At 40.9% G+C, this 19,903-nt stretch carries 14 protein-coding genes; all 14 read left to right on the top strand.

Annotated features, from left to right (window positions below; genetic code table 11):
- The first annotated feature begins 625 nt into the window (after positions 1 to 625).
- Positions 626 to 4,393: a DUF6383 domain-containing protein gene (locus BHV83_RS19505; RefSeq protein WP_286757923.1), complete on the top strand. Its 3,768-nt coding sequence runs from the start codon at positions 626 to 628 to the stop codon at positions 4,391 to 4,393.
- 422 nt (positions 4,394 to 4,815) lie between these two features.
- On the top strand, positions 4,816 to 5,694 hold the full coding sequence (locus tag BHV83_RS19500) for a cell division protein FtsX (protein WP_122300148.1): 879 nt from the start codon (positions 4,816 to 4,818) through the stop codon (positions 5,692 to 5,694).
- Between the two features lie 4 nt (positions 5,695 to 5,698).
- Positions 5,699 to 5,941: a DUF3098 domain-containing protein gene (locus BHV83_RS19495; protein ID WP_005634674.1), complete on the top strand. Its 243-nt coding sequence runs from the start codon at positions 5,699 to 5,701 to the stop codon at positions 5,939 to 5,941.
- Entirely contained in the window at positions 5,938 to 6,738 is an 801-nt protein-coding gene (locus tag BHV83_RS19490) for an undecaprenyl-diphosphate phosphatase (protein ID WP_005634675.1), read from the top strand. Before BHV83_RS19495 ends, BHV83_RS19490 begins: the two co-directional genes overlap by 4 nt.
- Before the next feature lie 2 nt (positions 6,739 to 6,740).
- Positions 6,741 to 7,451, top strand: coding sequence for a tRNA pseudouridine(55) synthase TruB (gene truB, locus BHV83_RS19485; RefSeq protein WP_005634676.1), 711 nt, complete (start codon positions 6,741 to 6,743; stop codon positions 7,449 to 7,451).
- A 36-nt stretch (positions 7,452 to 7,487) separates the two neighbouring features.
- Positions 7,488 to 8,537, top strand: coding sequence for a tRNA preQ1(34) S-adenosylmethionine ribosyltransferase-isomerase QueA (gene queA, locus BHV83_RS19480; RefSeq protein ID WP_005634677.1), 1,050 nt, complete (start codon positions 7,488 to 7,490; stop codon positions 8,535 to 8,537).
- Between the two features lie 12 nt (positions 8,538 to 8,549).
- Positions 8,550 to 9,008 (top strand): 2-amino-4-hydroxy-6-hydroxymethyldihydropteridine diphosphokinase, encoded by a 459-nt coding sequence (gene folK, locus BHV83_RS19475; RefSeq protein WP_055285020.1) that lies wholly within the window; start codon positions 8,550 to 8,552, stop codon positions 9,006 to 9,008.
- On the top strand, positions 9,005 to 9,196 hold the full coding sequence (locus BHV83_RS19470; protein WP_005634679.1) for a hypothetical protein: 192 nt from the start codon (positions 9,005 to 9,007) through the stop codon (positions 9,194 to 9,196). The genes folK and BHV83_RS19470 overlap by 4 nt, the downstream gene beginning before the upstream one ends.
- Before the next feature lie 259 nt (positions 9,197 to 9,455).
- Entirely contained in the window at positions 9,456 to 10,742 is a 1,287-nt protein-coding gene (gene metK, locus BHV83_RS19465; RefSeq protein WP_055285019.1) for a methionine adenosyltransferase, read from the top strand.
- Positions 10,743 to 10,882: 140 nt separating this feature from the next.
- Positions 10,883 to 13,795 carry a M16 family metallopeptidase gene (locus tag BHV83_RS19460; protein WP_122205327.1) on the top strand — a complete coding sequence of 971 codons (2,913 nt, stop codon included), beginning with the start codon at positions 10,883 to 10,885 and terminating at the stop codon, positions 13,793 to 13,795.
- A gap of 118 nt (positions 13,796 to 13,913) precedes the next feature.
- Positions 13,914 to 14,489 carry an RNA polymerase sigma factor gene (locus BHV83_RS19455; protein WP_046451659.1) on the top strand — a complete coding sequence of 192 codons (576 nt, stop codon included), beginning with the start codon at positions 13,914 to 13,916 and terminating at the stop codon, positions 14,487 to 14,489.
- A 54-nt stretch (positions 14,490 to 14,543) separates the two neighbouring features.
- Positions 14,544 to 15,560 carry a FecR family protein gene (locus BHV83_RS19450; protein ID WP_122116016.1) on the top strand — a complete coding sequence of 339 codons (1,017 nt, stop codon included), beginning with the start codon at positions 14,544 to 14,546 and terminating at the stop codon, positions 15,558 to 15,560.
- Between the two features lie 294 nt (positions 15,561 to 15,854).
- Positions 15,855 to 19,079: a TonB-dependent receptor gene (locus BHV83_RS19445; protein WP_259324867.1), complete on the top strand. Its 3,225-nt coding sequence runs from the start codon at positions 15,855 to 15,857 to the stop codon at positions 19,077 to 19,079.
- 18 nt (positions 19,080 to 19,097) lie between these two features.
- On the top strand, positions 19,098 to 19,903 hold an 806-nt coding region (locus tag BHV83_RS19440; RefSeq protein ID WP_286757922.1), incomplete at its 3' end, for a RagB/SusD family nutrient uptake outer membrane protein.

Raw genomic sequence — 19,903 nt, 5'->3', positions numbered from 1 at the left:
AAAATACCTTGTTTTTCTCTTTTTTTTCAGTGGAATCCTTGAGTGTGCTAAGGAGTAGTATCTGTCTGATAACCTATCTGTTATCAATTTAACTAATGTACATGCGTACATATATAACAAATACTTGATTTTGTGCTTGTAAGTTGCTGTATTATAGTGATATAGAGGTGTTTTTCAAACTGACTAATGAAAACGTACGTTTTTTTTAGTCATTTTTGAGGGGCTTTCTGGAGGGTTTGTGTTGGAAAGTCGGTTTTTCGTACTTGTTAAGTTATCTGATTGATAAGAAAGAATATAGAAAAGGGAAAATAATTGGAAGAAAGGATTGCAGGTTTAAAAAGTAGTTGTATTTTTGTGCAGTGAAAATGGCGAACAAAAACGTACGTTTTCTCTCGTCAAAATACAGAAGTTTAGTTAAAAGACGAAAACACAGGGATGTACGTGATGCTGATCGAACTTTTAGTATATGTATTATTAATATTAATTCAAATGATTATGAACAAAAAGTTTTCTACTCTTGTAGGATGCCTGGCTAAGCAATGCTTATGGCCAGGTTACTCCTTGTGCGACTGGGTTAACTTATCGTTCTTTCGGAACTAAGAGCAATGCAACTTTAGGTTCTGAAGTGAACAAGATTGAGGCTGATAAATGGTATCAGTTACGTGTTGATGGTGAAGAAGGTGAAAAGGTCTTGATTCAAGAACGTGATTTTAAGACTGGCGAAATTACTCTTCGTATCGTTGATGTGAAAGATGCACCTCTGAATTATTCTTTGTGGCGGATTTCTTATGATAAGAAAGATGGTGTGACTGGTGGTAAGTTTACCTTTGAAAACAAAGAGACAGGTTTGGGTATTGTATATGACCACAAAACGGCTTATACAAGTGATGAATTTGGAAAGGATGTTGTAGAATTAGGAGCTGGTGAAGAAATTTCAATTCTTGGAGGCTGCAACACTGAATGGAGTTGGTTCTCTTCTAATAAGGACAATAATAGCACTTTAGTGAATGAGGTTTTATATGCTCAGTTCCATGATTCAGATAAGGTTCTTGTATTGAAGAAATCAATGAATGGTGCTGTTAACCCGAATGGTTTGAATATTCCGGGTAAGCAAGTCGTTTCTGTTGTTTATACAGCAGCGGATGCCGGTAATGATGCTGAAAGCTGTAATGCGTTGAGATTGACTCCGGTAGAAGCAAAATCCGTTGTTTTGAATGCTAAAGACATCAATCGCATGATCGATGCTCAGAAAGATGGTGCTGCCGGTTTCAACTTTATGACTCCGACGGGTATTGGCAATAGAGAGGCTATGTCTCCGGAAGATAATAGCACGTTGGATACTTATAAGTATATTGCTGTTGAAGACAAATCTATTGTAGATGGCTTGTTGGAAAAAGCCAATAATGCATTAACTGCAGCAGAAAAGGAACAAATAGAAGTAGCTTGTAAAGTGGTTGACAACCATTATAAAATTTGGTTTGTTGCTGATGCTAATGGTAACAACTGGAATAATAATGATGGTCGTGAAACTTTTAAAGCTGTAGAAACTGCTTATTCCTTATACCACGAAGCTGCTTCTATCGAGAGCAAAATCTGTGCTGCAAAAGATTTGGCAGTTGCTATTGCTGCAGATTATAGAGCTTATTATCCAGAGCAGGCAGAAATACAAATTTCTGGTTGGGTTAATGCTGATGGAACAGGAACTGTAACAGATTCACGTTTTAATGCTTCTGCTAATTTGGTTGCTTTAGTCTCTCCTTTGGCTGCTTTGGATGGTTTGAATGCCTCTGTTTATTGGAAACAGCAAGCTGATGTGGCTCGTCAATTCTCTATTCGTTTGCAAGCTCAGATTAATGCTGATCCATCTAAGAACGATAAGTATTTGATGGTCGATACTGCTCGTTGGGAAGAAGCTACAGAAAATCCATCTAACTCTCCAGAATTGTATTTGGCTAATAAGAAGCCGGATATGAAAAATGGTTTATTTGTGGATGCTCGTTTTAATTTCCGCTTGACTTATTTCCCGACTCAGGACAGTTTGGTTATTGAACCGTTGAACGCTTCTGTTATGACAGATGCAGAATATAAGGCTGATACTTATTGGAGAAACTCAATTGTGGCAAGTCAGTTTATCTCTTCTTCTGATATTACAGCAGGTCGTAAGGGTTTAAGTGCAAGTAATACGGAATTGGCTACAGCTCCGGAAGAAGCTCCCGTTGCAGTAATGTTGAGCAAGTTGAATACGAAAGACGGTTGGGTTGTAACTGCTGGTGGAACAGATAAACCTAAAGGCTCTGCTGCTGAAGGTACTCTTCACACTTGCATCGAATTTGATCATTCTTATCCGTACTTGACTCGTACAACTTTGGATCAGGCTGTTTACACCATCCAGTTAGTAACAGATAAAGCTCCGAATTTGACCACTCATCGTGCAAATGGTGTGAATGTTGTGGCAGATATGAGCGGTCATGTTGTATATGATGAAAAAGAGGCTTCTCAGAACTTCGCTCACATGCCTGCAACGCAGTGGGTTGTTGAATATACAGGTTGTGAAGAAGATCCTGTTGCTCGTGTCAAAGTTGTAAACCGTGAATATTCAAATGTAGCATTCGAAGGCCAGCTTTATAAAGCTGATGACAATGTATTCATTATCAATCATAATTATGATAATACATTAGGACACCACAACAGTAAGTTCGCTTGCTCTGATACACTGAAGTTCACGAAAGTTGATCCGGTCAATACATTGGGTTATCTGAATCCGGGTGATAAAGTAATCGAAAATACATTCAAACTGAAACAGTTCTTCGATTATGGAACAGATCCTTATTATCTGAACGCTGTTAAGCAGGGTAAAGATACGCTGTTGAGAGCTCAGGCTGAAGGTTCTAACTTTGAACTGGTTCCGGTTAAAGTTAACTGGGATGCGGCTGCTTACGAATCAACGAACATACCTTACGGTTATACAAGCGAAGCTGCTGGTGCAACTCAACTTTACAAATCAGTTTATATGCTGAAAGTGAAGGATGCAGATATGATCAACAATGACCGTGTATTTGTTGGTATCAACAAGAATGGTAAATATTGCGTGGCTGATACTTTGGATCGTAATGCAAATTACACATTGGCTTATTTTACATTGAAAGAAAATAACCATTGGACTGCCGATAACGAAGAAGGCCATTATTATGCGTTGGTTCGTACTGAGTATCCTTCTGCTTATCCTGTAGATAAAGATGATGTGTATACTGACGATGTGAATAAATTTGCTGGTTGGAAATACGTCTTTGACGATGCTTTGGATAAACTGGCTATCGAACAAGGTCAACTGGATGCAAAAGTTGAAAACTTGTGTCAGGATCGTACCGAATCGTTCATCTTGGAGGCAGATACAATGCCGTACTATCGCAGAGTTGTCGGTCTGAAGACTGAAAAGTTCTATTCAACGAACAATGAAAACCGTACATTGGGCGAATCTGTAATCGATGGTGTTACTTATATGAACATCTTCAGTGCTGTTGAAGAACCGGAACGCAACAACGAGTTCTTTATCGATACAGCTCATGTAAATGTATCGAGCATGCCTACTTATCTGTTGGCTCTTGATGTTGAGGCTAAGAAAACAGCAGAATGCAATCACGAAGATCATCCGGCTATCGGTGACCATTATCAGGTGATTGATTACTTACAGGGACGTTACATGGTTGATGCTTCTGTCGATAGCGTAATTCCGGCTTATTTGAAGAACAGCGTTAAACCATTCGAAAATGTGTATACTCGTTATGCATTCGTAAATGCAATCCACTATCAGGATACATTGTACATCATGGATGCTGCTGATGCAACAATCAAGTATGACCGCGATTTGTATGACGGCAAAAACGTTGCCAAGAAAGTTGTTCTGAAAGAAAAGGCTTACGATGGAGCTTCTATCGCATTCCGTTTGAAAGATCAGAGTGATGACGAAAACTTCTATATCGAAACGAAGGGTAAACAGTATGGTTATGCAGCCAATGGTAACACTTGGGTGAAGGAACAAAACCACAACATTGTTTCTACCGGTCGTGGTTATAGTGAAACTGGTGATCATAATGGCTACTGGCATCAAAATGTTTATGAAGATATCTATCAGGCTTTGTTGCTGAATACGACAGCTCAAAGTGATGCTACTGCAAACGAAGACGTAGAAGTATCTTCTGTAACAGTCATCGCCGGTAACGGTCAGGTAACGGTTGCAGGTGCTGCCGGCAAGAAAGTGGTTATCACTAACATCTTAGGCCAGACAGTCGCTAATACAGTGGTTACTTCTGATAATGCTACTATCGCTGCTCCTGCTGGTGTAGTTGTAGTTGCTATTGAAGGTGAAGACGCTGTAAAAGCAATTGTAAAGTAATCTCAGAATAATAACATTACAATTATAATCAAATAATTCTAAATAAGATCGTGCGCCGTAGAGATGCACGGCGGTGCATCTCTACAAATAACGGCAATTATCCTGCGACAGGTGAACAAGCGATCGTATTATTAATACTAAAGTATTGAAATAAAGTTCTTCTGCCAGTAGCCTGTGAAGGTCGAAGGCAGTTAAAAAAACAAGAGGCTGTGTCGAAATACACTATGTGTATGGATACAGTCTCTTCGTTTGTTTAAGATAAGCATGCTACTTTTTATCTATCTATGCTCGGTGACTTGTAGTTAAAGAATTGTAAAGTAATCACTATCTCATAAATTATTCGTTCTTTTGCAGAAAAATTGGGAGGTGTGTTCTCTGAACGCATCTCCTCGCTTTATTTAATAACAATAAGGTTACGTCTAATGGCTGAAGGTAAAAAGGTTAGTTCTGTTTCTTTCTTTAATTCTCGTCTGACTTCCATTATAAGTATCTCATTGGTACTGTTTCTGCTGGGGCTCGTTTTTCTGATAGGGTTGTTGGGAAACAAACTTTCCGTATATGTGAAGGAGAACATTTCATTTTCGATCGTGCTGAAAGATAATCAGAAAGAGGCGGATATAAAGAAGATGCAGAAGACGCTGGATGCCTTGCCTTATATCAAATCGACTGAATATATATCGAAAGAACAGGCTGTCAAGGAACTTGAGGAGGAGTTGGGGGAAAATCCCGAAACGTTCTTGGGCTTTAATCCGCTACAGGCTTCCATTGAAGTGAAATTGCATTCGGAATATGCTAATGTCGACAGCTTGCAATTGATCGAAAAGAAAATAAAAAAATATACTTCCGTTTCAGATCTGCTTTACCGGAAAGACATGATGCAGATGGTGAACGACAATGTGAAACGTGTCAGCCTGATCTTGCTTACACTTGCCGTAATGTTGATGGCAATCTCGTTTGTGCTGATCAGTAACACGATCCGTTTGCTGATTTATTCCAAACGTTTTCTGATCCATACGATGAAGTTGGTGGGGGCTACACCTGGTTTTATCAGAAGGCCGTTTGTGCGGTACAATGTGGTCAGTGGTATTTTTGCGTCCATTTTCGCAATATTAATGTTGACGGGAGCGTTGTATTATTTACAAAACGAATTATCTGGCTTCGTCCAGTTGCTGGATATTAAAGTATTGATAATTGTTTATACCGGTGTATTGATAATGGGGATCCTGCTTTCGGTTACGGCTACTGTCTTTGCGGTGAACAAGTATTTACGAATGGGTGTTGATAAACTATATTATATATAAATGTATGGCTAAGAGAGATTTTGCTTTTGGAAAAGAAAATTTTATTTTGATCGCTGTTGCTGTTGCTGTTATCGCGATTGGTTTTATGTTGATGAGTGGTGGCGGTTCGCAGGATCCGACAGGTTTTAATCCTGAGATTTTCAGTTCCCGCCGTATTGTTGTGGCTCCGGCTGTGACAGTGATCGGCTTCGTGTTGATGATTTTCGGAATTTTAAAAAACAGCAAAAATAAGGAAGTAGCGGAATGAGTTGGTTTGAGGCTTTAGTGCTGGGGATTGTTCAGGGACTAACGGAATACCTGCCGGTCAGCAGTAGCGGACATTTGGCTATCGGCTCTGCTCTGTTCGGTATTCAAGGAGAAGAAAATCTGGCATTTACGATTGTTGTCCATGTGGCGACCGTGTTTAGTACGCTGGTGATTTTGTGGAAAGAGATCGAATGGATATTCCGTGGTTTGTTTAAGTTCAAGATGAATGCAGAAACTCGTTATGTGATCAATATCCTGATTTCTATGATTCCTATTGGTATTGTAGGCGTATTCTTCAAGGATACGGTGGAAGATATTTTCGGGTCGGGATTGCTGATTGTCGGTTGTATGTTGTTGCTGACGGCTGCGTTGCTCGCATTTTCTTATTATGCCAAACCCCGCCAGAAAGAAAGTATCTCGATGAAAGATGCCTTTATCATCGGTTTGGCTCAGGCGTGTGCCGTGATGCCGGGGCTTTCCCGTTCAGGAACAACGATTGCGACTGGTTTGTTATTGGGAAACAATAAGGCAAAACTGGCCCAGTTCTCATTCTTGATGGTTATTCCTCCGATTTTGGGTGAAGCGTTGTTGGATGTCATGAAAGCGGTAAAAGGCGAAGCGGTAGCAGGTGATATTCCGGCATTGTCATTGGTGGTCGGGTTTATTGCTGCATTCGTATCGGGATGTATCGCCTGTAAATGGATGATTAATATCGTAAAGAAGGGAAAACTGATTTATTTCGCCATCTATTGTGCAATTGCAGGTTTGGTTACGATTGCCTGTACGTTACTTAAATAAGAATGGATTTTATAGCAGGAGAAGTATTATATTTCAATAAGCCCTTGAAGTGGACTTCCTTTGACCTGGTGAACAAGTTCCGGTATAAATTATCGCGGAAGCTGAAGGTGAAAAAGATAAAAGTGGGACACGCCGGAACTTTGGATCCGCTGGCGACAGGGGTAATGATTGTCTGTACGGGCAAGGCCACCAAGAGGATCGATGAATTTCAGTATCAGACAAAGGAGTATGTCGCTACCTTGAAGTTGGGGGAAACGACGCCTTCTTTTGATTTGGAAAAAGAGATAGACGGAGTATATCCGACAGAACATATTACCCGTGAGGAAGTAGAGAAGGTGCTACAGTCGTTCGTGGGAACGATTCAGCAGATTCCACCTGTGTTTTCGGCTTGCAAGGTGGATGGTAAGCGGGCGTATGAGTTGGCTCGCAAGGGTGAAGAAGTGGAATTGAAGTCCAAGACGCTTGTGATCGATGAAATGGAACTGTTGGAGTGTGATCTGCCAGTAATAAAGATACGGGTGGTTTGCAGCAAGGGCACTTATATTCGCGCTTTGGCACGTGATATCGGTGTTGCCCTTCAGTCGGGTGCTCATCTGATAGCTCTCGAACGGACTCGTATCGGAGACATCACACTGGCCAAATGTATGTCTCCCGATGATATCGATACCTTTTTAGATGAAAATATCATAATCAGAAAGGATTGTGAGGATTGATAATGATAAGAATAAAATAAAAATAGAATTTATATTATGAAGCTGTCGAAATTCAAATTTAACTTACCGCAGGAGCTGATCGCTCTCCATCCGGCAAAGAACAGGGACGAGTCCAGATTGATGATTGTCAATCGCAAGACCGGAGAGATCGAGCATAAAGTGTTTAAAGACTTGCTCAGCTATTTTGGAGAAAAAGATGTGTTCATCTTCAATAACACGAAAGTTTTTCCTGCCCGTTTATACGGAAATAAGGAAAAGACCGGGGCTCGTATCGAAGTTTTTCTGTTGCGTGAACTGAACGAAGATCTTCGTCTTTGGGATGTATTGGTCGATCCTGCCCGTAAAATCCGTATCGGTAATAAATTGTATTTTGGTGAAGATGATTCGATGGTGGCTGAAGTGATCGACAATACGACATCACGCGGCCGTACCTTGCGTTTCCTTTATGACGGGAACCATGATGAATTTAAAAAGGCATTGTACGCATTGGGGGAAACTCCGCTGCCTAAATATATCGACCGTCCTGTAGAACCGGATGACGAAGATCGTTATCAGAATATTTTTGCGACGGAAGAAGGTGCAGTTGTGGCTCCCGCTGCAGGTCTTCATTTCAGCCGTGAGCTGATGAAGCGTCTGGAGATCAAGGATTGCCAGTTCGCTTTCCTGACATTGCATTCCGGTCTGGGCAACTTCCGCGAAATCGATGTGGAAGATCTGACCAAGCATAAGATGGATTCTGAGCAGATGGTCGTGAACGGAGATGTCGTGAACATCGTGAATACGGCAAAGGATAACGGCCGACAGATTTGTGCGGTCGGTACGTCCGTGATGCGTGCTATCGAAACGGCTGTCAGTACGGATGGCCATCTGAAAGAGTTTGAAGGGTGGACCAATAAGTTCATTTTCCCGCCGTATGACTTCAGTGTGGCGTCCAGCATGATCACAAACTTCCATATGCCGTTGTCAACTTTGTTGATGATGACAGCTTCTTTCGGGGGATATGATCTGATTATGGATGCTTATGACGTGGCGTTAAAAGAAAAATATAGTTTCGGTGCTTATGGCGATGCCATGTTGATCCTGTAAAAACGGGTACTTATGGCGATTGCATACCTGGGCTTGGGAACCAATATAGGGAATAAGCGACGGAACATGATAACAGCTGCAGCATTGCTGGCTGAAAGGGTGGGAGATATTCTCGCCCTTTCCGGTTTCTATGAAACGGAACCGTGGGGGTTCGAGTCGGAGAACTTTTTCTTGAATGCGGCTGTTAAATTGAAGACTTCTTTTTCTCCGTTGGAATTATTGCGGGTAACCCAGCGGATCGAAAAAGAATTGGGGCGCGCGGAAAAAAGCAGCGGAGTCTATCATGACCGTATTATCGATATCGATATCCTTCTGTATGAGGATGAGGTTTTGCAGATTCCGGAGCTTACCTTGCCGCATCCTCTTATGCATGAACGGAAGTTCGTGATGGAACCTTTGGCCGAAATAGCTCCGTTTGTCGTGCATCCTGTGTTGAAAGAACGTATAATAGATTTGAAAGAACGATTATGAATGATTTTGAAAAGATATTGACCGGCGGTGGCATGGTCTTTAAGAAAAAGGGAAAAGACGAAAATGCCGGAGAGAAAAAGATTAAGTTTTCGGACTTCTTGCGTGGTACGCATAAATCGGGTGCTGCCAAGATGAGAGCTGAGTTCAAGTATAAAAAAGCACTGCGTAACACTAAAAAGAAAAAATAATTGTCAATTATCAATTGTCAATTATCAATTGTTTCGTACTTTTGCATGCGAATTGATGTGGATAGATTTGTATTGCTTGCAACCACAGGAAAAAATGCTAAAAACAAGCCCTTTTTAACTGCCGTCCGGCAAAGCAAATTTCCCCTCGTCAATCCATTCATTTGATTTATTAACCGTCAATTGTAAATTGTCTGTTGGCTTTATTGGATCGCTCCATTACTTGTCAATTGTCAATTGTCGATTGTCAATTCAAAAAACAATGAGTTATTTATTCACCTCCGAATCGGTGTCTGAAGGGCACCCCGATAAAGTAGCCGATCAGATATCGGATGCTTTGCTGGATGAGTTCCTGGCTTATGACAAGAACTCTAAAGTTGCTTGCGAAACCCTTGTTACAACTGGACAGGTTGTCTTGGCTGGAGAAGTAAAATCAAGTGCTTACGTGGATGTACAGGATGTAGCCCGTAACGTGATCGAAAAAATTGGTTATACGAAAAGCGAATACCAGTTTGAAGCGAAATCATGTGGTGTGTTCTCTTCTATCCATGAACAGAGTGGCGACATTAACCGTGGTGTCGAGCGCGAAGATCCTTATAATCAAGGAGCGGGCGACCAGGGTATGATGTTTGGTTATGCCACTAACGAAACAGAAAACTATATGCCTCTGGCATTGGATCTTTCACACAGCCTGTTGTGGGAGCTTGCCGAGATACGTAAGAATGAAAACGACCTGATGCCTTACCTCCGTCCGGATGCAAAGAGTCAGGTGACGATTGAATATGATGATAACGGAAAACCGCTGCGCATCGATACGATTGTTGTTTCTACACAACATGATGAATTTATCACTGCAAAAGGTATCACACAGGAAGAAGCGGACTTGGCTATGCAGAAAAAGATCGCAGAAGATGTCAAGAGTATACTGATCCCGCGCGTAAAGGCTCAGTATCCGGCTCATGTTCAGGCTTTGTTCAATGATGATATTATCTATCATGTGAATCCGACTGGAAAGTTCGTGATCGGTGGTCCTCATGGAGATACCGGTTTGACAGGTCGTAAGATTATTGTTGATACATACGGTGGCAAGGGAGCTCATGGTGGTGGAGCATTTTCTGGAAAAGACCCCTCGAAAGTAGACCGTTCTGCTGCTTATGCTGCTCGTCATATTGCAAAGAACTTGGTTGCCGCTGGCGTGGCTGATGAAATGCTAGTACAGGTTTCGTATGCGATCGGTGTGGCTAAGCCAATGAATATCTTCGTGAATACATTCGGCCGTGCTAACGTGAAAATGACAGACGGAGAGATTGCAGAAAAGATCTGGAATCTGTTTGACATGCGCCCGAAAGCAATCGAGGAACGTTTGAAATTGCGTAACCCGATCTATCTGGAAACTGCATCTTACGGTCATATGGGACGTAAACCGCAGGTTGTGACAAAAACATTTACTTCTCGTTATAATCCGGAACCGACCGTTTGCGAAGTGGAACTGTTTACCTGGGAAAAACTGGATTATGTCGATAAAGTAAAAGAAGCGTTCGGCCTTTAATGTAAATATAATCTTTGTACGAGCATATATTAGCTCCTATCCGAAAAAATCGGCTCTTGTTCTGTTTTTTTTCGGATAAGAGCTATTTTTATTTTAAATTGCATATATTTGACGCATGTAATTATCTAAATCTAAAATTTATGCGTAAAACGATTCAGTTTCTTCAGTTAGCCTTTCTTCTCCTTTTGGCAACTGCATGTGCAGAGACTTCCCCGTTTAAATACGAGTCGGTCCCGAACGATCCTCTGAAAGCCCGTATCTATACTTTGGATAACGGCCTGAAAGTGTATATGACTGTGAATAAAGAGACCCCACGTATTCAAACGTATATTGCCGTTCGCGTGGGAGGTAAAAACGATCCTGCCGAAACGACCGGTCTGGCACACTATTTTGAACACTTGATGTTTAAAGGAACTCAGCGGTTCGGCACGCAGAATTACGAACAGGAAAAACCGATGCTCGATCAGATCGAACAGCTTTTTGAGGTGTATCGTAAGACTACTGATGAGGCAGAGCGCCAGGCTATTTATCATCAGATCGACAGTGTTTCTTATGAGGCTTCGAAATTGGCAATTCCGAACGAATATGATAAACTGATGTCTGCTATTGGTGCAACTGGAACAAATGCGTATACCGGCTTTGACCAAACGGTCTACGTGGAAGATATTCCTTCCAACCAGATTGACAACTGGGCCAAGATACAGGCGGACCGTTTTGAAAACAATGTAATCCGTGGCTTTCATACGGAGCTTGAGACTGTGTACGAAGAAAAGAACATGTCTCTTACCAGTGATGGCCGTAAAGTGTATGAAGCTGTTCTGACCGCTCTTTTCCCCGATCATCCATACGGGACGCAGACTGTTCTCGGAACACAGGAAAACCTGAAGAACCCGTCTATCACGAATATCAAAAACTACCATAAAACTTGGTATGTCCCTAATAATATGGCAATCTGTCTGTCCGGTGATTTTGATCCGGACCAGATGATCGAGACGATCAATAAATATTTTGGCCATTTGAAACCGAATCCCAATCTGCCGAAGTTGCCAGTAACGCATGAGTCTCCGATTAAAGCACCGGTTATAAAAGAAGTGTTGGGTGTCGATGCTGAAAATGTGACTTTGGGTTGGCGTTTCCCGGGAGCTGCTTCTCCTGACCAGGATTTGCTGAATCTAACAGGCGAAATTGTTAATAACGGTAAAGCAGGTTTGTTGGATATCGATTTGGTTCAGCAACAGAAAGTACTAAGTTGTTATGCCGGAACATACGGAATGTCCGATTATAATGCATTTGTTATTAGTGGTCGTCCGAAACAGGGACAGACTTTGGATGAAGTAAAAGACCTATTCCTGGCTGAAATTGATAAGCTAAAGAAAGGTGAGTTTGACGAAGGCTTGCTGGAAGCTGCTATCAATAACTATAAACTGATGCAAATGTACCGGATGGATCGTAACGACGGTCGTGCCGATATGTTTGTCTCTTCTTTCATCGACGGTGTCGATTGGAAAGATGAAGTCGCTTCGTTAGATCGCATGAGCAAAGTGACAAAGCAGCAGATCGTCGATTTTGCCAACAAATATTTCGGTGACAACTATGCGCTCATCTATAAAAGACAAGGTAAAGACCCGAACGAAAAGAAGATCGACAAACCTAAAATCACTCCGATCGTGATGAATCGCGATAGTTCAAGTCTGTTCTTGAAAGAAATACAAGCTTCAAAAGTGGCTCCGATCGAACCGGTATTCTTGGATTATAGTAAGGATTTGCAAAAACTGACCGCCCAATCCAATATTCCGGTATTGTATAAGGAGAATACTTCCAATGATCTCTTCTCTCTGATGTATGTATTCGATATGGGTACGAATAATGATAAGGCAATGGGCACCGCTTTCGAATATATGAAGTATTTGGGCACATCTAAAATGAGTCTGAAGGAAATCAATGAAGAATTCTACAAACTGGCTTGTTATTTCAATGTATTCCCAGGTTCAGACCGCACATATGTGATGCTGGAAGGTTTGAAAGAGAACATGCCGAAGGCAATGGCTCTGTTTGAAGAGATCTTGGCCGATGCACAGGTTAATAAGGAGGCTTATGGAAACCTTGCAGGTGATATCTTGAAAAAAAGGACTGATGCTAAATTGAACCAGGGACAGAATTTCAACAAACTGATCCAGTATGCTATCTGGGGGCCGAAGTCTCCTGCTACAAATGTGCTGACAACTGCCGAGTTGCAGCAGATGGACCCGCAGGAACTGGTCGATCGCATTCATAAGATCAACTCATTCGATCATAAGATTTTGTATTATGGTCCGGAAAAACCACAGGCCGTTCTGGACATCATCAAACAATATCATAATGTCCCTGAACAGTTGCAACCGGTTCCGGCAGCAATTGAGTTTAGCCAGCAGGAAACTCCTGAAAATAGAGTTCTGCTTGCACAGTATGATGCTAAACAGATTTATTTCTCTGCTGTCTCTAACCGAGGTGAAAAGTTCGATCCGGCTATCCAACCTACATTGAATATGTATAACGAATACTTCGGTGGCGGCATGAACGCGATCGTATTTCAGGAAATGCGTGAATCGCGTGGGCTGGCTTATTCTGCAGGAGCTTTCCTTATTACTCCGTCCAAACTGAAATATCCGTATGTATACCGTACGTTCATTGCGACTCAGAATGATAAGATGATTGATGCGATGAAAGCTTTCGATGAAATTATCAATAATATGCCGGAATCAGAAAAAGCGTTCAACTTGGCTAAAGATGCTCTTATTACCCGTTTGCGTACGGAGCGTATTACCAAATCGGATGTTCTTTGGTCTTATCTGAATGCCCAGGATTTAGGTCTGAACACGGACAGCCGTAAAGAACTGTTCGAGAAGGCGCAGACAATGACATTGCCTGAAATCAAGGCATTCCAGGAAAAATGGGTGAAAGGGCGTACCTATATCTATTGTGTATTAGGCGATGAAAAGGATCTCGATCTGAAAGGTTTGTCACAATATGGTCCGATCCAGAAACTGACACAGGAAGAATTGTTCGGATATTGAATCGTTGTAATTTTTTGTGGAGATAGTGGTCTCCTCTAAATATATTACCCAAGTATATAGTTTATTGTATATACTTGGGTAAATTTGTCTAATGCATATTTACAAAAAACGACATAAAATGAGAGTCAATGAAGATTTATTAAAACGCTTGAAAGCTGGTGAAGAAAAAGCTTTTGAGGATTTGTATTGGACTTATAGCCCTCAGGTGTATAACTTCATTAACTCTTTATTGTTTGATAAATCTCTCGCAGAGGATTTGACACAGAATGTCTTTCTGAAAATTTGGGAAAAGCATGAGCAGATAGAACTAGAGTTGGGGATTACGGCTTATCTTTTTACGATTGCCAGGCATTTAGTTTTTAAGGAGACGGAATTCCGTCTGTCTCAACATGCAACGTTGCATGTTGAGAATATTGATCTAAGCGACAATTCAAAGGAAGAACAACAACATGAAGTGAATTCCCTTCTTGAATATATTGACCATTTAATTGAAAACCTTCCTCCCGCCCGAAGAGAAATATTTCGTTTAAGCCGCCTTGAACAACTATCAAATAAAGAAATTGCCCATAAATTGTCCATTTCAGAAAAAACGGTAGAGACACAGCTTTATCGCTCTTTTCAATATTTACGTTCCAAACTGCCCTCAGATAAGAGGTGGATACTCCTTTTTTGCTATTTAGTTAATCAGTGTTAAATACAAATGCCTTTGTAAGTGATTTTCCCTTGTGAAGGATATACAATATAGAAGATGGAAAGAAAAGATATATACATCGAGTTGCTGGATTGCTTTATGCGTGGTGAACTTCCTGCTGAACAGGAACATGAGTTGAGGACATGGTTCAAACAACCTGAAGTCCGTGAGATGTTGTTTCAACATTATCGACACTCTTGGACAGAGGCGGAGGGAAAGGAACTTCCGGTCGAAATTCAGAATCGGATGTTCCGGAATATTCAGAGCCGGATACATGCAGGAAGAGAGAGGAAGATGGAAGAAAAATCAGTTCGAAAGCGACTGTTTCGCCAATGGTTGCCGTATGCCGCGGCTGTTGTGTTTCTTTTAGGCTTGACGACTTCTGTTCATCTATATATGAATTTGGTTGATAAAACGGAAAATTATTCGTCTCAGGTCTATAAAGTTTTAGTCGATAAAGGACAGCGGGCAAGTGTCATATTGCCGGATGGGACAAAAGTCTGGTTGAATTCTCATACGGAATTGACCTATAATGGTGATTATGGAAAAGGGAATCGCCAGGTAGTTTTGTCTGGAGAAGGCTATTTTGAAGTAGCCAAAGATACCACTTTGCGATTTATTGTGAAAGCCGGAGAAATGGAGGTCGAGGCGTTAGGTACAACTTTCAATGTGAAAGCTTATCAGGAAGATGGAGAGTTGACAACAACTCTTTTCGAGGGAAAAGTTCGTACGTCGGTAGGAAAAGATGAAGTCATATTGAAGCCTGATGAGAGTTTGAGTTTTGATAAGTCTTCGCGTAGAATGATTGTGTCGGATGACCTTGCGGCTTATGCCCGGATGTGGAAGGATAATGAGCTTGTTTTTAAGGGAGCAACGATGGAAGAAGTAGCTGTAATGTTGGATCGTTTATACAATGTGAAAGTACGGTTTACTTCTGAAAAGGTAAAGCATTATCGTTTTTCCGGAGTCATCAAAAATAATAGTCTGGACAATGTGATTGAGTTGATTAGTCTTACGGCACCGATCATGTACAAAAAGGTTGGTGGCGAAATTATTATAGAGGAGAGAAAATAACAGAATGGAATTAACATAAACAGAATGCCTATGGGGAAGGAAGTATAAAGAAACGCAGGTGTATCTAATAGGATAGACACACCTGAGATCTACGCAATGTAATTTTGCTAATTTGAAATCATCGCTTCTCACCACTTGATTTCAGACACAAAGTTACCTGATTAATTTATTACTAATTAATGGAGAACTCTAAAAAAAATGAATACCTTAAAGAATTTATTACGGAAAGGAATCACAATTGGAAGTTTTTGCCTTGTTTCGGGTACGATACTTTCTGCACAGATATCCTTATCCATGCAAAACAAATCCACTCGCGAGGTGATTCGCGAAATTGAAAAAGTAAGTGATTATCGATTTTTCTATAATGACAATCTATCCGGTCTGAATACAAAGATTTCGGTTTCTACCCAGGGAGAAGATATCCGGGATGTGTTGGAACAGATAAAGTCACAGGCACAGATCACTTATATAATTAAAGAAAACAATCAAATTGTACTATCTGCCCTCGGTTATGTATCTTCGTCGACCCAACAGAATACCCGGAAGATTACCGGTATTATTAAGGACCAAAGCGGTGAACCGGTAATCGGGGCAAATATTGTTGAGAAGGGAACAACAAATGGAACGATTACGGATATCGATGGACAATATTCGCTTGAAGTGGGTTCGAACAGTATTTTGGTTGTTTCCTATATCGGATACATTACACAGGAAATTCCGGTAGGAAAGAACAATACGTTGGATGTATTATTGAGGGAAGATACGGAGACGTTGGATGAAGTCATTGTTATTGGTTACGGAACGACAAAAAGAAAAGATTTCACTGGTTCTGTCAGTTCCGTTAAATTGGAAAATTCTCCGATTGCCCTGTCTCCGAATTTGAATGCATTGGAATCTCTGAAAGGCAATGTCTCAGGTTTGGATATCGGTGCGACTAATTCTGCCGGTGGGGAACCGAGCATGCAGATGCGCGGACAAAAGTCCATATCCGGGTCGAATGATCCGTTGATTGTAGTGGACGGAGTGATTTTTATGGGAAGCATTAATGATATAAACCCGAATGATATCGCTTCTTATGATGTATTGAAAGATGCGACATCAGCCGCAGCCTATGGTTCCCGTTCGGCAAATGGCGTGATTATTATAACGACTAAAAGAGGAAAAACCGGAAAGCCTGTTGTCACTTTTAATGCTACGGGTAGTATGCAGACTTGGCAGAATAAACCGGATTTGATGAAAGGAGAACAATGGCTTGAGTCTGTGATGGCGCGAAATAATAGTTCGGATTTAAGTTGGTTGAAGCCTCAGGAATTGGCCAATATGGAAGCCGGCAGGGAGATAAATTGGTTAGATGCGTCAACCCGTACAGGTTGGGTACAGGATTACCAAGTAGCAGTTTCCGGGGCTGGAGAGAAAATGAATTACTATTTGTCTGCTGCCTATTCGGATAATCAAGGTGTGGTCATTGGCGATGATTATAATAGAATAACGGCCTTGGCAAAAATCAATACAGATATAACAAGTTGGTTGCAGATCGGTGTGGATGCTGCATTTACTAAGTCTGATTATTCGGGTGTGGGAGCTAACATTGGTGAGGCTACGCAAACATCTCCTTACGGTGTGATGTATAGAAATGAGTCGGAAAAATTGTTGGAAAAATACCCGTATACACAGTCGAGTGTAAATGCCTTGTGGAATACCGACAAGAGTGTTCGTGACAATAAGGATATACGAAACAATTTCCGTGCAAATGCTTATGCCGTAGTCAAACTCCCTTGGGTTGAAGGTTTGAGCTATCGTTTTAATTATGCCGGAAACTTAAGCAAAAACCAGTCTGGAGATTTCTATTATGAAGGGTATTTTGTTAAGGAAGGTGCTTATGATGATGAAACCCGTTATTCCCCAGCGACGCTCCAAAGTTTGTTAGCAAGTGCGAATGGAAAGATTAATAATAATACGACAGACAGTTGGGTGATCGATAATATCCTGAACTATAAAAATACATTTGGAAAACATTCAATTGATCTGACTGCCGTTGCTACGCGTGATAGGAAAAAATACGAGATGATAGAAACTACTGGTTCAAACTTTGCCGCAAATGGTAATACGACTTTAGGTATAAATGGTTTGCATAAAGCTACAGTCCAGAAAGTCAATATGGATAATAACCAGCGTTCCAATATCGGATATTTGGGACGTGCATCTTATTCATATGATGATCGTTACTTCTTTACCGGTTCTTATCGTCGTGATGGAGCTTCTGTTTTTGGGGTTAATCAAAAGTGGGGAGATTTCTTTGCATTTGGTGGTGCCTGGAGATTGAGCAGTGAAAAGTTTATGTCTTCAATTTCATATTTAGATGATTTGAAATTGAAGTTATCCTGGGGTAAGAACGGTAATCAGGGGTTGGATCCTTATGGAACATTGTCGACTATTAACAATGGTGCTTCTGGTGGTGTTCGCTATGAGTTTGGGGGCAGCGATATTATCTATGGATTGAATCAGAAAGCACTTGGCAATGCCAATTTAGGTTGGGAAACGACAGAATCTTGGAATACAGGTTTTGAATCTGCTTGGTTAGGTAGCCGCTTGTTTGTAGATCTGGATCTTTATTTTTCTAAAACAACAGATCAGATATTTACGAGAGATATCCCTGTTATGACAGGTTTTAAAAATATGAAGTCCTCTATGGGGCAGGTTAATAACAGAGGGGTCGAATTGACAATTCGTTCCGTGAATATCGATACACAGGATTGGTATTGGACGACAAACTTGACATTTTGGCTGAACCGCAATAAATTGATCCATCTATACGGTGAAGATTTAGATGGTGATGGGAGAGAAGATGACGATATCTCGAACTCTCGTTTTATAGGGAAGCCTTTAGGGGCTATCTATGGTTATCTGCAAGATGGCATAGTACAAGAGACGGATGTTGAATATATGAAAGCGAATGGTGCGACTCCAGGTATCCCTAAATATAAAGACATGGACAATGATGGAGTGATTACTTCTGCAGACCGTATTATTTTGGGATATTCTACGCCTAACTTCAAGTTGAATATGAGTAACACGATTACATACAAAAATTGGGATTTATACTTTATGCTGACCGGCACATTTGGCGGCGGTGGATATTATCAAAAGTCTAATAAAGGCGCTTATTTGACAAATGGCTCCGGTAGATTCAATACCAATGGTATCTATATACCTTGGTGGACTCCTGAGAATAAAAGTAATGAATATCCAGCAGCTACATTTAATGATGATGGCGGACGTTTCTTAGGATTGCAAAACCGGGCATTCGTTCGCTTGCAGGATGTGACCTTGTCATATACATTCCGTGAACCTTGGGTGCAAAAAGTAAATATCCAAAATTTGAAAGTATTCTTTACGGCGAAAAACTTATTTACGATAACCAAATGGCAGGGAGGAGATCCTGAGGTTGGTGTTACCGTTAGCGAAAATACTTATCCTGTATTGACATCTTTTTCTTTGGGTGCAAATATCAGTTTCTAACAGATAAAATATACGGAAATGAAAAATGTATTAAAATATAGTGTTTGTGGCTTGTTGAGTGTTTGTTTACTTGGTAGCTGTAATGATTCTAAGTTTTTGGAAGAAGATCCTGAAACATTTTATACGATAGATAATGTCTTCTCTACTTCTGAACAGGTTGATCAAGTGTTGGTCGGCTGCTATTCCCATGTACGTGTTATGATGTGTATGACTGAAGAAAGTAATACTGCCTTTGTCTTTCGTGGAGGGAATGGAACGGATATGTTTGACGTGGCGACTATCCGTCGTAGTAACCGTTTCAATGATTATAGTATATTGAATTCAACTACGGAAGTTTTTTATATTAATTATTCACATTGGTATCAGTTAATATCGAAAGCGAATCTTGCTTTGTATGCGGCAGAACTTCCTCAGATATCTTGGACTTCGGAAGCTGAAAAGCTTTATGTGATGGCTCAGGCTCGTTTTTTCAGGGCTTTTGCTTATCGGAATTTGGGTGAATTATATGGAGGTGTTCCTCTTGTAACGGAAATTACGACAACTCCACGTTATGATTTTAAGCGCAGTAGTCGTCTGGAAACTTATCAATATGCTATTGACGAGTTGGAAGCGATCTTGAATGATTTGCCGGAAACTACTGGAACAATGGGACGTCTGGTTAGAGGTGCGGCTCAGCATAATCTTTGCCAGTTGTATATTGATAAGGGTATAGCATTGGAAGAAGGTGGTAAAGGTGGAGAGGCACCAGCTGCCTATCAAAAAGCAATTGCTTATGGTAATGATGTGATTGATGGCTCTGTCTATAGTTTGATGACGGAACGTTT

This window comes from Parabacteroides sp. merdae-related_45_40, from assembly GCF_001915675.1.
Note: the sequence above shows the minus strand (reverse complement) of the source record. Positions and strands in the feature narration are given on the sequence as shown.

What these genes read in the sequence shown, in the direction of transcription:
- BHV83_RS19445 (WP_259324867.1), top strand. Translation starts at nt 15,855, where the DNA reads ATGCAAAACAAATCCACTCGCGAGGTGATTCGCGAAATTGAAAAAGTA.
- queA (WP_005634677.1), top strand. Translation starts at nt 7,488, where the DNA reads ATGAAGCTGTCGAAATTCAAATTTAACTTACCGCAGGAGCTGATCGCT.
- BHV83_RS19495 (WP_005634674.1), top strand. Translation starts at nt 5,699, where the DNA reads ATGGCTAAGAGAGATTTTGCTTTTGGAAAAGAAAATTTTATTTTGATC.
- BHV83_RS19450 (WP_122116016.1), top strand. Translation starts at nt 14,544, where the DNA reads ATGGAAAGAAAAGATATATACATCGAGTTGCTGGATTGCTTTATGCGT.
- BHV83_RS19460 (WP_122205327.1), top strand. Translation starts at nt 10,883, where the DNA reads ATGCGTAAAACGATTCAGTTTCTTCAGTTAGCCTTTCTTCTCCTTTTG.
- BHV83_RS19500 (WP_122300148.1), top strand. Translation starts at nt 4,816, where the DNA reads ATGGCTGAAGGTAAAAAGGTTAGTTCTGTTTCTTTCTTTAATTCTCGT.
- BHV83_RS19490 (WP_005634675.1), top strand. Translation starts at nt 5,938, where the DNA reads ATGAGTTGGTTTGAGGCTTTAGTGCTGGGGATTGTTCAGGGACTAACG.
- BHV83_RS19470 (WP_005634679.1), top strand. Translation starts at nt 9,005, where the DNA reads ATGAATGATTTTGAAAAGATATTGACCGGCGGTGGCATGGTCTTTAAG.
- metK (WP_055285019.1), top strand. Translation starts at nt 9,456, where the DNA reads ATGAGTTATTTATTCACCTCCGAATCGGTGTCTGAAGGGCACCCCGAT.
- folK (WP_055285020.1), top strand. Translation starts at nt 8,550, where the DNA reads ATGGCGATTGCATACCTGGGCTTGGGAACCAATATAGGGAATAAGCGA.
- truB (WP_005634676.1), top strand. Translation starts at nt 6,741, where the DNA reads ATGGATTTTATAGCAGGAGAAGTATTATATTTCAATAAGCCCTTGAAG.
- BHV83_RS19455 (WP_046451659.1), top strand. Translation starts at nt 13,914, where the DNA reads ATGAGAGTCAATGAAGATTTATTAAAACGCTTGAAAGCTGGTGAAGAA.